At 63.7% G+C, this 13797-nt stretch carries 13 protein-coding genes; 8 read left to right on the forward strand and 5 right to left on the reverse strand.

Annotated elements, in window-relative coordinates; translation table 11 throughout:
* Positions 1-45: 45 nt before the first annotated feature.
* From BDW41_RS06945 to BDW41_RS06955, 3 genes are read left to right on the forward strand one after another with little or no spacing between them, the layout of a single operon-like run.
* Entirely contained in the window at positions 46-732 is a 687-nt protein-coding gene (locus tag BDW41_RS06945) for an ABC transporter ATP-binding protein (protein ID WP_074546138.1), read from the forward strand.
* A 10-nt stretch (positions 733-742) separates the two neighbouring features.
* Positions 743-1909, forward strand: coding sequence for an ABC transporter permease (locus tag BDW41_RS06950; protein ID WP_074546136.1), 1167 nt, complete (start codon positions 743-745; stop codon positions 1907-1909).
* 10 nt (positions 1910-1919) lie between these two features.
* Positions 1920-3239, forward strand: a complete 1320-nt coding sequence (locus tag BDW41_RS06955; RefSeq protein WP_074546134.1) for an ABC transporter permease — start codon at positions 1920-1922, stop codon at positions 3237-3239.
* A 54-nt stretch (positions 3240-3293) separates the two neighbouring features.
* On the opposite strand, the gene BDW41_RS06960 is transcribed toward BDW41_RS06955, so the two are convergent.
* The 4 genes from BDW41_RS06960 to BDW41_RS06975 all read right to left on the reverse strand — a co-directional run bounded on the left by BDW41_RS06960 (position 3294) and on the right by BDW41_RS06975 (position 7094).
* Positions 3294-4682: a TIGR00366 family protein gene (locus tag BDW41_RS06960; protein WP_074546404.1), complete on the reverse strand. Its 1389-nt coding sequence runs from the start codon at positions 4680-4682 to the stop codon at positions 3294-3296.
* Between the two features lie 101 nt (positions 4683-4783).
* Positions 4784-5698 (reverse strand): drug/metabolite exporter YedA, encoded by a 915-nt coding sequence (gene yedA, locus BDW41_RS06965; protein ID WP_074546132.1) that lies wholly within the window; start codon positions 5696-5698, stop codon positions 4784-4786.
* 126 nt (positions 5699-5824) lie between these two features.
* Positions 5825-6700, reverse strand: a complete 876-nt coding sequence (locus BDW41_RS06970) for a methylated-DNA--[protein]-cysteine S-methyltransferase (RefSeq protein WP_233496799.1) — start codon at positions 6698-6700, stop codon at positions 5825-5827.
* A gap of 121 nt (positions 6701-6821) precedes the next feature.
* Positions 6822-7094, reverse strand: a complete 273-nt coding sequence (locus tag BDW41_RS06975; RefSeq protein WP_074546127.1) for a hypothetical protein — start codon at positions 7092-7094, stop codon at positions 6822-6824.
* Positions 7095-7172: 78 nt separating this feature from the next.
* Between BDW41_RS06975 and BDW41_RS06980 the strand changes: the two genes are divergently transcribed.
* Positions 7173-7517 (forward strand): Rieske (2Fe-2S) protein, encoded by a 345-nt coding sequence (locus BDW41_RS06980; protein WP_074546125.1) that lies wholly within the window; start codon positions 7173-7175, stop codon positions 7515-7517.
* Between the two features lie 207 nt (positions 7518-7724).
* Here the strand turns inward: BDW41_RS06980 and BDW41_RS06985 are convergent, their stop codons facing one another.
* Positions 7725-8816 (reverse strand): polysaccharide biosynthesis/export family protein, encoded by a 1092-nt coding sequence (locus BDW41_RS06985; protein ID WP_074546123.1) that lies wholly within the window; start codon positions 8814-8816, stop codon positions 7725-7727.
* Positions 8817-9325: 509 nt separating this feature from the next.
* Here BDW41_RS06985 and BDW41_RS06990 point away from each other — a divergent pair.
* The 4 genes from BDW41_RS06990 to BDW41_RS07000 are packed head-to-tail and all read left to right on the forward strand — an operon-like array spanning position 9326 to position 13646.
* On the forward strand, positions 9326-9859 hold the full coding sequence (locus BDW41_RS06990) for a low molecular weight protein-tyrosine-phosphatase (protein WP_074546121.1): 534 nt from the start codon (positions 9326-9328) through the stop codon (positions 9857-9859).
* 33 nt (positions 9860-9892) lie between these two features.
* A complete protein-coding gene (locus tag BDW41_RS23905; RefSeq protein WP_343125753.1) occupies positions 9893-10930 on the forward strand; it encodes a Wzz/FepE/Etk N-terminal domain-containing protein in 1038 nt (345 codons plus the stop codon).
* A 39-nt stretch (positions 10931-10969) separates the two neighbouring features.
* A complete protein-coding gene (locus tag BDW41_RS23910) occupies positions 10970-12106 on the forward strand; it encodes a polysaccharide biosynthesis tyrosine autokinase (RefSeq protein WP_343125754.1) in 1137 nt (378 codons plus the stop codon).
* A complete protein-coding gene (locus BDW41_RS07000) occupies positions 12081-13646 on the forward strand; it encodes an undecaprenyl-phosphate glucose phosphotransferase (protein WP_146217320.1) in 1566 nt (521 codons plus the stop codon). Before BDW41_RS23910 ends, BDW41_RS07000 begins: the two co-directional genes overlap by 26 nt.
* Positions 13647-13797 lie beyond the last annotated feature (151 nt).

Below are 13797 nucleotides of genomic sequence, written 5' to 3' on the forward strand. Positions count from 1 at the left end.
ATCGCCACCGGCGATGCCTGGCAATTCGCATCGGGAGCTACAGCCATGGGCACGTTGATCGAAACCCGCGACCTTTCCAAGGTGTACGAACGCGGCAAGCAGAAAGTGGAAGTGCTGCACCACATCAACCTGGACATCGCCGAAGGCGACTTCCTCGCGCTGATGGGTCCGTCCGGTTCGGGCAAGACCACCTTGCTCAATCTCATCGGTGGCCTCGATACGCCGACCGGCGGCAGCATCACCGTCGCCGGCCAGCGCCTGGATCAGCTCAGCGGCGGGCAGCTCGCCAAGTGGCGCGCCGCGCACGTGGGCTTCGTGTTCCAGTTCTACAACCTGATGCCGATGCTCTCCGCGCAGCGCAACGTGGAACTGCCGCTGCTGCTCACCAAGCTGTCCGCCGCGCAGCGTCGCAAGAACGCATCCATCGCGCTGCAACTGGTGGGCCTGGGCGAGCGCGCCTCGCACAAGCCCAGCGAACTCTCCGGCGGCCAGCAGCAGCGCGTGGCGATCGCGCGCGCCATCGTGTCCGACCCGACCTTGCTGGTGTGCGACGAACCCACCGGCGACCTGGATCGCCAGTCCGCCGAGGAAGTGCTCGGCCTGCTGCGCGTGCTCAACCGCGAACACGGCAAGACCATCGTGATGGTCACGCACGATCCCAAGGCCGCCGAGTACGCCAACCACACGCTTCATCTGGACAAGGGCACGCTGGTCGAACAGGCCGTGGCGTGAGGATGCGACGATGAAATATCTCCATCTCATCTGGGCGGCGCTGTTCCGGCGCAAGACCCGCACGATACTCACGCTGGTATCGATCATTGCCGCGTTCCTGCTGTTCGGCATGCTCGATGCGGTGCGTACCTCGTTCAACCAGGCAGGCCAGAGCGCCAATGGCGCGCAGCGCCTGCAGACGGGCTCCAAGCTGTCATTCATCCAGACCTTGCCGCAATCGCTGGAACAGCAGATTGCGCAGGTGCCGGGCGTGAAGATGGTGACCTACGCCAACTGGTTCGGCGGCGCCTACCAGGATCCGCACAACCAGGTCTTCAGCTTCGCGGTGGAACCCAACTACATCGACCTGTATCCCGAGATCGAGGTGAACCCGGCCGAGCGCAAGGCATTTGACGACACGCGCACCGGCGTGCTCGTCGGCGAGGCGCTGGCGAAGCGGTTCAACTGGAAGGTGGGCGACAAGATTCCGCTGCAGTCCACCATCTTCCCGAATCGCCAGGGCAGCAAGAACTGGACGTTCGACATCGTGGGCATCCTGCATTCCAAGGACAAGAAGTCCGGCGGCTTCTACGACCAGATGCTGCTGCTGCACTGGAAGTACTTCGACGAAACCACGCCGTTCAATCGCGGGCAGGTGGGTTGGTACGTCACGCGCGTGAGCGACGTGAACCAGGCTGACCGCGTGGCCAAGGCCATCGATGCGATTTCCGCGAACTCAGACCACGAAACGCGCACGCAGACCGAACAGGCCGCCACCGCGAACTGGATGAAGCAGCTGGCGGATATCGGCCTGATCGTGGGCTCGATCATGGGCGCCGTGTTCTTCACCCTGCTGCTGCTCTCGGGCAACACCATGATGCAGGCGGTGCGCGAGCGCACCAGCGAGCTGGCGGTGCTCAAGACGATCGGCTTCTCCAACCACGCGGTGCTCGGCATCGTGTTGGCGGAATCCGTGCTGTTGCTCTTGCTCGGCGGCGTGATCGGCCTGGCGATTGCATCGCTGATCATTCCGGCGATCAGCGCCGGCAGCGGCGGCATGCTCAACCTGCCGGTGGTCGGCGCCAGCAGCTGGATCCTTGGCGTGGTGCTGATGATAGCCATCGGCCTGCTGGTGGGCGCGTTGCCGGCCATACGGGCGATGCGCTTGAACATCGTCGACGCGCTCGCGGGCCGCTGAGGAGAGCGACATGAATAATTTCCTGATCAATCTCGGTCTGCTCGTTCTTGTGGTCGCGGCGATTGCCTTCTGGATTGCCTTGCCATGGCAGGGCGCCATCGTGCTGGTCCTGCTGTTCGCGCTGTGGATGGCGTTCACGCGCTCTGGTCGGCGCGCCGCGTCGGTGGCGAGCGTCGGCATCAGCACGCTGGGCCAGCGCGTGGGTTCGTCGGCCGTCATCGTGATCGGCATCGCCGGCGTGGTGGGCGTGCTGGTGGCGCTGCTGGCCATGGGCGAGGGTTACGGCGAAACGCTGCGCAAGACCGGCAGCGCCGACACCGCCATCGTGATGCGCGGCTCGTCTGCCGCCGAAGTGATGTCCGTGCTCGACCACGACAGCGTCACGCTGATTCCGCAGGCCACCGGCATCGCCAAGGATGCCAAGGGCCAGCCCATCGCCTCGCCCGAAATCGTCGTGGCGGCCAATCTTCCGCTCAAGGGTGGCACGGCGGACGACGAAGGCAGCGTGCAGTTGCGTGGTGTCGGCGAGCAGGCCTGGGCCGTGCGTCCCAACGTGAAGATCATCGAGGGCCGCAACTTCCAGCCCGGCATGCGCGAGCTGATCGTGGGCAAGGGCGCGGCCAAGCAGTTCGACGGGCTCGCGCCCGGCCGCACGATCAAGCTGGGCAACCAGCAGTGGACGGTGGTCGGCGTATTCGCCTCGGGCGATGCGATGGACTCCGAAGTGTGGGGCGACGCCAGCGTGGTGGCCGATACCTATCGGCGTGGCAGCAGCCGCGCGTCGGTCATGGTGCGGCTCACCGATCCCAAGGCGTACGACGCCTTCAAGAAGGAGCTGGAAGACAACCCGCAGCTCAAGGTCGATGTCAGCACCACGCTGGACTACTTCAGCAAGCAATCGGAAGGCATGACCAAGGTCATCCGCGTGATGGGCATTTCGGTGGGCCTGATCATGGCGATCGGCGCGATGTTCGGCGCGCTCAACACCATGTTCGCCGCCGTCGCCTCGCGTGCGCGGGAGATCGCCACGCTGCGTGCCATTGGCTTCCGCGGGTTCCCCGTGGTCGTGGCGGTGATGCTGGAAACCATGCTGCTCGCACTGATCGGCGGCGTGCTCGGCGGCCTGCTCGCGTGGCTGATCTTCAACGGCTACAGCGCCTCGACACTGGCGGCTGGCACGGTAGGCAAGCTGAGCTTCGAGCTGCGCGTGTCGCCGGAACTGCTGTGGACGGGCCTGAAGTGGGCGTTGGCCATCGGCTTTATCGGCGGCCTCTACCCGGCCGTGCGTGCGGCACGCCTGCCGGTGACGACGGCATTGCGCGAGCTTTGATCGTCGCGTGAGGCAAACAAGAGGGCGCAGCGAAGGCTGCGCCCTTTTCATTGGCTACGGCATGACGGGCGGCACGTACGTCAGCGTCAGGCCCAGCACCCACAGCAAGCCCAGCACCAGCGGCACGTGCACCACCAGCTGCATGAAGGTGAAGCCCACCACGTCGCGCGCCTTCAGTCCCAGCACGCCGAGCAGTGGCAGCATCCAGAACGGATTGACCAGGTTGGGCAGGGCTTCCGCGGCGTTGTACACCTGCACCGCCCAGCCCAGGTGCACATGCAGGTCGTTCGCCGCCTGCATCACATAAGGCGCTTCCACCAGCCACTTGCCACCACCCGAAGGCACGAAGAAGCCGAGCACGGACGAATAGACGCCCATCACCAGCGGGAATGTATCCGTGGTGGCGATGTGCACGAACAAGCCCGACAGGCGATGCGACAGCGTCACATCGCCCACGCCGGGCGCATGCGTGAGCAAGGCGGCAATGCCGCCATACAACGGAAACTGGATCAGCACGCCCGCCGTGCTGGGCACGGCCCGCGCCACGGCGTTGAGGAAACTGCGTGGCCGCCAGTGCAGCAGCAGACCCGCGGTGAGAAACAGGAAGTTGTAGGTATTGAGGTTGGCGATGGCCGTGACCACCGGCTTGTTGGCGAACTCGTAGCCCAACCAGCCGAGCCCGAGCAGGCCGATCAGCACCGAGAGCAGCGGGCTGTATTCCAGCCATTCGCCGGGACGTTGCCGCGGGGGCAGGGCAGGCGTCGAGGTATCGACGACGCCGAAATCATCCGCCGTGCGCGCGCTGCGATCCGACGGCGCAGTGAGCCAGCACACCAACAGCGACACCGCGATAAGCACGGCGGTCAACACCAGCGACTGCCACAGGAAAATCGTCTCGCTGAAAGGCAGCACGCCGGTGATGTTGATCAACCCCGGCGGCATGCTCTTGGGGTTGGCCTGCAACTGCGCCGCGGAAGACGACAACCCCATCGCCCATACCGCACCCAGGCCCAGGTAGGCGGCGGCGCCTGCAGCGCGGTAGTCCATGCGCAGATCGTCGCGACGCGCCAATGCACGCACGAGCAGCCCGCCGAACACCAGCGAGAAGCCCCACGACAACAGCGACGCCAGCATGCTGATCAAGCCCACATAGCAGATCGCGCCGCGACCCGTTTTCGGCGCGCGTGCCAGCCACTCGATGAAGCGTGCGACCACCGGCGCGGTGGCGACCACGTAGCCGCCGATCACCACGAAGGCCATCTGCATGGTGAAGGGGATCAGGCTCCAGAAACCGTCGCCGAACGCGTTCACGGTAACGCTGGGCGAGGCGCCGAAGGCCATCGCGGCGATGGCGACGACGATCACGCCCAGCGCGGCGAACACCCAGGCGTCGGGAAACCATTTCTCCGACCAAGCTGCACTGCGCAGCGCGGCGCGGGCCATCAGACCTTCGTTCGTCGCATTCATCGGCGTGTCCCCATGCGGATCGGGGCATGGTGGTCGCCCCGCCGCGTGCGAGGCAAGCCCACCAAGGTCGAAACGCGTCAGCGGCGCTGGCGCGCCAGCGTGATGGCGCCCACGCCCAACAGGATGATGGCCATGCCGATCAGGTCATACGGCCCCACGCTCTCGCCGGCGAGCAGCACGCCGAACAGCACGGCCACCGGCGGGTTCACGTAGGCGTAGCTGGTCGCCAGCGCCGGGCGCGCGTGCTTGAGCACGTATAGGAAGGCGCTGAACGCGATGATGGAGCCGAACACCGCCAGATACACCAATGCAACGGTGGCGCGCACGGTGGGGTGTTCCGGCAATCGCTCGCCGCTGGCGAAGCCCACGCCCAGCATGGCGACACTGGCGCAGAGCATTTGCGCGGCCGTGTTCATCGGTCCGGCAGGCATGTCCTGCCGGCGGCTCCAGGTCGCGCCGAAGGCCCAGCTCATGGCGGCCACCAGCAGTGCGATGGCCCCGATGCGCGAGCCGGAAAGGCCGCTGCCCAGGTTCAGCACGATCACGCCGACGAAACCAATCACCAGGCCCACGGTTTCGCGCCGCGACGGCCATTCACCGTAAAGGCCGGAGAACAGCGCGGCGAACAGCGGCATGCTGGCGACGGCGACCGCCGCGATGCCCGAGCTCACGCGTTCCTCGGCAAAACACACCAAGCCGTTGCCGAAGCCCAGCAGCAGGATGCCGGTGACGGCCGCATTGCGCCATTGGCGCGCCGTCGGCATGGCCACACCGCGCAGCCGCAGGAAGCCGAACAACGCCACGCCCGCGCCAAGAAAACGCAGGCCGGCGAGCAGGAACGGCGGGTAGCTTTCCAGCGCGTAGCGGATGCCCAGATAGGTCGAGCCCCAGATGATGTACAGCGCAAACAGGCCCAACGGCACCAGCACGCGGGCGTCGGCAAAGGGCGAAGTCGCCGCGGGCGCGGCGTTGGCGGTCGTCGTGTCGGTCATGGCAGGGTGCGCGGGGAGCATCGCGGGGCGGATGCCGCCTAGAGTTTACAGGCACAGCAACACTAATCCGGGCGAAGCCATGGCAGAAGCGAGGCTTCCGCAAGGTAGTCTTGAATACCGCTCAAGTCAGGCGGCCGAGCGCTTTCGCTGCGGTTCGTCGCGGTGCTGCTCGCTGGCCAGCAGTTCGCGCTTGCGCTCCACGCCCCAGCGCCAACCGCCCAGCGAGCCGTCTTCGCGCACGATGCGATGGCACGGCACGATGAGGGCCAGCCGATTGTTGCCGCAGGCGTTGCCAATGGCCCGCGCCGCTCTGGGCATGCCCAATTCCGCGGCCAGTTCGCCGTAGCTCTTGGTGGTGCCGGCGGGGATGCGCGTCAACGCGTTCCATACGCGCCACTGGAAGGCGGTGGCGGCGACATCGAGCGGTGGCAGCTCCGGCGCGGCGGCGTGGCTCCAGCCCAGTTCGCTGGCGATGCGGGCAATCACCGCATCCAGCCATTCCTCGCGGCCGGCGTCCACGCGTTCCAGCGAGGCCTTGGGAAATTCGTTCGCCAGCCGCTCTGTAAGCTCCGCATCCGTATCGCCCAGCGTCACCGAGCAGATGCCGCGCGATGTCGTGGCCACCAGCAGGCGGCCCAGCGGGGTGGCGGTGGTGGTGTAGCGGATATCCGCGCCGGCACCGCCGGCCCGATAACTGGCGGGCGTCATGCCGAGCAGGCGGTCGCTGTGCTCGTAGACGCGGCTGCCGGAGCCGAAGCCGGCGTCGTACACCGCATCCGTCACCGCGGCGCCCTTGCGCAGGGCGTTCTTCAGCTGGCCGAAACGGCGGGCGCGGTGATACTCGGCCGGGCTCATGCCATAGCGGCGGCGAAAGGCGCGCTGCAGGTGGCTGGGGCTGAGGCTGGCGGCCTCGGCCAGTGCTTGCAGGGTCGGGGCTTCGTCCGCGCGTTCCAGCAGCTGGCGAACGTGTTCTAGCGTGGTTTCGTTGGCACGGGCGTTCATGATCGACATCCGGTGAACTGATGCGTCCAGCCTAGTGCCGCTGTCCTAGCGCAGCCATCCGGATCTTGCGCCGATAATTCTCAGCCGAGCAGGGGTCTCAGTAGCCCCCGAACCGCCAGGCTCAATGGGCGGCGTGGCGCGTCTGGCGCAGAACCACGAATTCGCCCTCGATCACCTCGGGCTTGTGGCTGTGGGCGCCCGCAGGCGACACAACGCCACGCTTGCGCGACCATTGGCGCAGGGCGAACACCAGGGCGCCGCCCACCAGCAAGACGCCGGCCACCACCAGGCCAAACACCATCAGCACGCCGACCACGGCCAGCCCGATCAGCAGGGACAGGGCGCGGACCAGCGGGTGGCGGGAACGACGCGGCATGGGCAGTGAAAAGCGCATGTGTTAAAAATCCGTGTGATAAAATCAACGACTTACATGCGTAACGATGGGGCCTTACGGCCAAAGAGGCAAGTGCCTATGGACACAGCAACTCCCGACCAGGCGCTTTGCCGGCTGGACGATATCCCCGACCACGGCGCGATTGCCGTCGACGCCATGCTGCGCGACGGCGAGGAAAGCGTCATCGTGCTGCGCCGCGATGACGCGGTGCACGCCTACCTCAATATCTGCCCTCACGCGGGCCGGCGACTGGATTGGGCGCCAGGCAAGTTCCTGGTGAAGGACAGCCTGCTGATCTGCGCCGCCCACGGGGCTTCGTTCCAGGACGCTGACGGACTGTGCGTTGGCGGCCCCTGCCGCGGCGAACATCTGCGCCGGGTGGGCGTGCGTGTGACGGATGGGGAAGTCTGGCTGGACGAGTGAGCGCGCCGGCTATGTCGGGTGCGCAGGCGGATCGCTGCTCTGCGCTCCGGCTGCTCAAGCGGCCCCACGGGCTTGGGGCATGGTGCAACGGGCGAAGATGTGCATCGCCGAACAGCCGACGGCATGAAGGGCGGTGGCGCACCCTTCATGCCGTCGGCTTGGCTCATGCAGCAAGCGCCATGACACGGCGCTTGCAACGGACGTGTCTCAGTGGTCGAGGTTATAGGCTGCGCTGGCGGCGTTGCTGAGCATGCCGGTCAACGGCAGCAGCTGGGAAAGGAAGCGATTCCAACGCGTCACGCTCGCCGGCCCGACAAAGATCACATCGCCGGCCTTCACCTTGAACTGGCCGGCCAGCACAAACGCGCTCGGCGACTGCGCATCCAGCTGATACACCTTGCCCTTGGCCTTCTCCAGATCCTCGACGCCACGGATGACGTAGACCGCCTTGCCCTTCGACGTCGACGGATTGAGGCCGCCGGCGCGGCCGAGCGCCTGGGAAAGCGAGAGATCCGTGGTCTTGAAGGTGATCGCCATCGGGCGATTCACCTCGCCGATCACATACACCTCGTGGCGATCGTTGTAAGGCAGGAACAGGCGATCGCCCGCCTTGAGGTAGACGTCCGGCATCATCGAACGACCGGTGTTCAGCGCATCCAGGTCGACGTGGTAGTCGCGGCCATCGCGCGATAGCACCAGACCCGAAAGGTCGGCCTGCTCGGTATTGATGGAAGCAACGCCCAGCGCCTGCGCAAGCGTGGTGGGAATCGCCGTGACAGGCTGCGGATCGGACTTGACGAACGCGCCCTGCACCGTGATGCGCTGGCTGCCGTAGCCGATGACGTTCACGTCGACCTGCGGCTGCTCAACATACTTGGACAGCTTGTTGCTGATTGCCTTGCGCAGATCTTCGATGGTCATGCCGGCGACCTTCATTTCGCCGACATAGGGATAGAACAAGGTGCCATCGGAGCGGACCAGGCGGCCGTTGGCCAGCGTCTGCTGCTGCGACCCGGCGGGCGATGTCAGTTCGGGGTGATCCCACACCGTGATGTACAGCGTGTCGCCCGCGCCAATGCGGTAGGGCTCCGGCTTGTAAGCCAGCAGCGCCGGTGCGATGGCCATGGCCGCCGCGTTCGCTTTCTCCGCAGCCAGCTGCGATGGCGTAATGGGAACGATGTCGACGAGGCTGTTCTCGTTCGTTGCCGTTCCCGGCCGCGTGGACATGTGCTGGCCGGGTGCACACCCGGTCATCAGTGAAGCGGCGGCGATCAGTGCCGCGATGGTGCGAAGTTTCATGACTGCTGCGTCAGGTGGATCTTGCAGGTGATTGACGTGTTTATCGGGCGGTGGCGCTCGATGCATGCGTGCGCGACATGGCGCATCAGTAGCAACAACGAAGTGATGTATTGAGTTTCGATGCATCGTCATCCGTTCGGATGATCGTGATCAGATCGCAGGTAAACGCGTGCCTCAGCGATCTATTCGGACGTCCATGTGCTGCACATCTAACCACAGCGCGTTAGATGGAGACATGTCTCGTCCACGTTTTCAGATTCGTCCAGTCCATGACGCATTGGACGTTGCGTTACGCTTTTTCTGGTCTCGCTTACGCAGTGATTACGTGCATGTATTCACCGCGCGAGAAAGAAATTTCGTTCACGAGATGACGCCGCTTTCAAGGATTGAACAGCTCTCTGGCAAGCCATGCGCTCGCCGGTGCTTACGCAGCCCTATCTCGTCGATAAACAAAATTATGCGTGGCGGATAGGCGTTGCCTCACGGGCGCACATCTCCGCCTCGACGGCATGTATTTGCGTGGGTTCATCATTCCTGTGCTCAAGAAAATCCTTGTTGTATGCGTCGGAAACATCTGCCGAAGCCCCATGGCCGAGCATCTGTTCCGTCATCACATGTCGCACACGGGCGCTCGCTTCACGAGCGCAGGCATCGGTGCGCTCGTGGGCAAGCCCATGGATGAGATGGCGCTCAAGCTGCTGGCGGAGCATGGCATTGATGGCGCGGACCATCGTGCGCGCCAGCTTTCGGTATCCATGCTCCGCGAGGCTGATCTTGTCTTGACGATGGAGCGCGAGCACCTCAAGACATTGACGGGCATCGCTCCCGAGGCGAGCGGAAAGACGATGCTGCTCGATCGGTGGGTATCCGCCGCCGATATTCCCGATCCCTATCGGCAGAGTCGTGAGGCGTTCGAGCATGTATTCGGCATGATCGAGCAGGGCATGCGCAAATGGATGACTTACATGCAGCCTGTTCGGAACGTTGTCGCCACGGCGGCGACGCGCCCGCAGATGGGCGCCAGCGCCGCCCATTCCTGGTGAACCCATTTCAGTAAGGCAGCGCCGGGATCGATCATGTCATCCATACCAACGTATACGCCGCAGGACGACGAGATCGACCTGCGTGAGCTCCTGGGCACGCTTATCGACAACAAGTGGCTGCTCGGCATAGTCACGGCTATCTTCTTAGCGCTGGGTGTCGGCTATGCAATTCTCGGCACGCCGATCTATGAAGCCGATGCGCTGATACAGGTAGAGCAGAAAGTGCCGGATTTGCCAGGCCTGAGCGCGATCAGCCAGACGCTGGGCGCCTCTAGCTCCGAGGCTACCACCGAGATCGCATTGATCACATCGCGCTCGGTGATCGGCAAGGCCGTCGACGAACTTCATCTGCAGATCGAGGTCGCGCCATATCGATTGCCGATCTTTGGCGGATGGATTGCGCGGAACTTTGTTCCCGAGACAGAAGGTGCGCTGGCATCACCGCTGCTTGGCCTGAGTCGCTACGACTGGGGTGGGTCGAAGCTCGACATTTTCCAGATGTCCGTGCCCTTCGCGCTGGAAGAGCAAAAAATGGTGCTTGTCGCAGGCAGCGGCGGCAGCTACACGCTTCTTTATAGTGGCGACGTCATGTTGCATGGTCGTGTTGGCGAAGTCGCCAGCGGCCGGGGCATCACGATGCAAGTTCGCGAGCTTCGCGCGAACCCGGGTGCGCGCTTTGCCGTGAAGCATCACTCTGCGCTCGCCGTCATCAATCAGTTGCAGGATGAACTCAAGGCGACGGAGCAAGGGAAAGACTCGGGCATCATCCAGCTGGCCTACGACAACAAGGATCCCAACCTGGCGGCCTTGTTTCTTGATCGGGTCAGCAATGCCTACATCAAGCAAAACGTCGAGCGAAACTCGGCTGAAGCCGCCACTAGCCTCCAGTTCGTGCGTGACCAGCTTCCCCGAGTCCGCAAGGATCTGGACAACGCGCAGAGCGCACTCAATCTGTTCCAGACGAAGGCGCGATCCGTCGACATAAGCCTGCAGACCAAGGGCTTGCTTGATCAGGCGGTCGCCATCGAGAGCAGTATCCAGCAGCTTCGGCTGCAACAAGCCGACATGTAGCGCCGCTTCACGGGCGAGCACCCTGCGTACAAGGCCTTATTGTCCCAGATCGGGCAACTCCAGGCGCAAAAGGGCGACATCGACAAGCAGGTTGGCGATCTTCCCGACACGCAGCAGGAACTCCTGCGCCTCACTCGCGATGTCGAGGTGACCAACGCGACCTATACCAGCCTGCTCAACCAGGCGCAGCAGCTCGACATTGCCCGCGCCGGTACGGTGGGTAACGTGCGCGTCATCGACAAGGCAGCCGTGGATATCTCAAAGCCCGCCAAGCCGAAGAAGGTGCTTGCCGTCCTTGGTTCGACCTTCTTCGGTGGATTCCTGGCGGTGGCCTTTGTGCTGGTGCGCCAGATGCTCCACCGCGGCGTGGAAGATCCGTCCGTGATCGAAGAGCTCGGACTGTCTGTTTACGCTTCCATCCCAAGCAGCGCCGCGGAAAAGAAGAACTTCCGTCATGGTCGGCGCACGCGCCTGCCCGAAAAGCCTATGCTGCTCGCCAACGAGGCGCCGGTGGACCTGGCCATCGAGGCACTGCGCAGTCTCCGCACCAGCTTGCATTTTGCCCGGATCGAAGCGAAGAACAACGTGCTTATGATCACGGGTGTCAGCCCGGGCGCCGGAAAGACCTTTATTGCGTCGAATCTTGCCGCCGTGATCGCCAAGGGAGATCAACGTGTGCTGCTGATTGATGGCGACATGCGCAAGGGTGCATTGCACACCGTCATCGGTGGCTCTCCCGAACGGGGCCTGTCGGAGGTCATCTCTGGTCAGCTCTCACTGGAAGACGTGGTTCGGCCGGTGCAGAACGTCGATGGCTTGCACTTCATCGCGCGGGGAACCGTGCCGCCGAATCCGTCCGAGTTGCTCATGCATCGTCGCCTGGACGAACTGCTGGAAATCCTCCGCCCGCAGTACGATCTGCTGATCATCGACACGCCGCCCATCCTGGCGGTTACCGATGCGGCCGTCTTGGGTCGCCATGCTGGCATGAACTTTCTTGTCGTCCGTTTCGGGCTCAACCAGGTGCGCGAGGTTGCACTCGCCAAGCAGCGCTTCGATCAGAACGATGTGAAGATCAAGGGCGTCGTGTTCAACGCCGTCGAGCGCAGAAGTACCGGCTACTCGTCCTACGCCTATCACGAATACGGCAGTGATCCCGTTGAGGGCGGTCACTGATGTTCGGCCTGAACAGCGCTCGCCTGAAGATGTCGCGGCGCGGCCGATCGCGTGTGGTCACTCGCCCGGTTGGCGGCACCGCACGGCTTGCCGGGAGGCGATGATGTTATCGATTCCTGGCGGGGTGACGCTGAAAGGGGGGGAGCCCCTGCTTTTTTCGAAGCATGCCGCGTTACTAGACGTCATGCTTCGCATTGGCGACGTGGTGGTCATAGCGCTGTCCGCGCTTGCGATCTGCCGTCTTGAATTCGGCACGGCCAACCTGAGTACGGCCTACACGTCCGGGCTCATAGGCACGGTATTGCTGACGCTTGTGGTCTTTCCCGCGGCAGGTGTCTACCGCAGCTGGCGTGGCGAACGCCGCCTGTTGGAATCCGCCCGGCTCTGGATGGCATGGACCTGCGTCATGGTGCTTTTGCTCCTGATCGCCTGGGCGCTGAAGACGACCGATCACTATTCGCGCGTGGTGGCCGGCGCGTGGTTTGTGACGGCCGGCGTTCTGTTGACCATCGATCGCCTCGTGCTGCGCTGGGTGCTGGGACGCATACGCGCTCAAGGGCTGGACTCAAGACGCGTTCTCCTGATTGGTTGCACCCAGGCGGGTCAACGCATCGTGGCTGCTGCGCGTGGCAAGGCCTGGATGGGCCTGGATGTGCTTGGCTGCATCAGCACGCCTTACGATCAGGTAGAAATTCAGGGGGTGGCTGCGCTGGGTGATCTGTTCGGTCTTGCCGAAGTCATTTCGACGCATGGCCCGGATCAAATATGGATCGCGCTGCCCATGCGCGCAGAGGAAGTCATCCAGAAAATCCTGCGGATGACGATCGATACGCCCGTCACGATTCGGCTTGTGCCCGATTTCTTCGGCTACGAGCTCATCAATCATCATGCGGTTGCGGTCGCGGGCGTGCCGATCATCACCTTAAGGTCAAGCCGCGTCGAGGGCCATGCGGGTATCGCCAAGGCTATCGAAGACCGGCTTATCGCGGCCATCCTGCTTCTGCCGTTGGCACCGATCCTGGGGCTGATCGCGATCGGTGTGAAACTGAGTTCATCCGGCCCGGTCTTCTTCCGGCAGAAACGCCACGGACTGGGTGGAAGGGAATTTGAGATGCTCAAGTTCCGATCGATGCGTATGCATTCCGAAGCGTCGGGGAAAGTTACTCAGGCCACGCGCAACGATAGCCGCGTGACGCGCTTTGGCAAATTCCTTCGGGCAAGCAGTCTCGATGAGCTGCCGCAGCTCATCAATGTGCTGCGTGGCGACATGTCCATCGTCGGTCCGCGCCCCCACGCGGTTGAGCACAATCATCAATTCAGCGAGAAGCTCCGCGGCTACATGCAACGTCATGGAGTCAAGCCAGGCATGACGGGGTTGGCCCAGATCAAAGGTTTTCGCGGCGAAACCGATACGCTTGAGAAGATGGCGCGGCGTGTCGAGTACGACATCTCGTACATCAAGCATTGGTCCATCTGGCTGGACATCAAGATCATCCTGTACACGCCATACGTTTTACTGAGGCGAAGCAATGCCTATTGATCAGGCTGTTCGCCTTGCTGGCGCGCATGTGCGCTCCGTCTCTGAGCGCATGGCGCGGTCCGGTGCCATCGCTGCACCTATTGTTCGTGGCAGGTACGGGGCGGCGAAGATGATCTGCGTGCCCGGTCCTTTCGCCGTGATTTGAGCGCGC

Origin of the sequence: Dyella sp. AtDHG13 (genome assembly GCF_003201105.1) — a bacterium.
GTDB lineage: Bacteria > Pseudomonadota > Gammaproteobacteria > Xanthomonadales > Rhodanobacteraceae > Dyella > Dyella jiangningensis_B.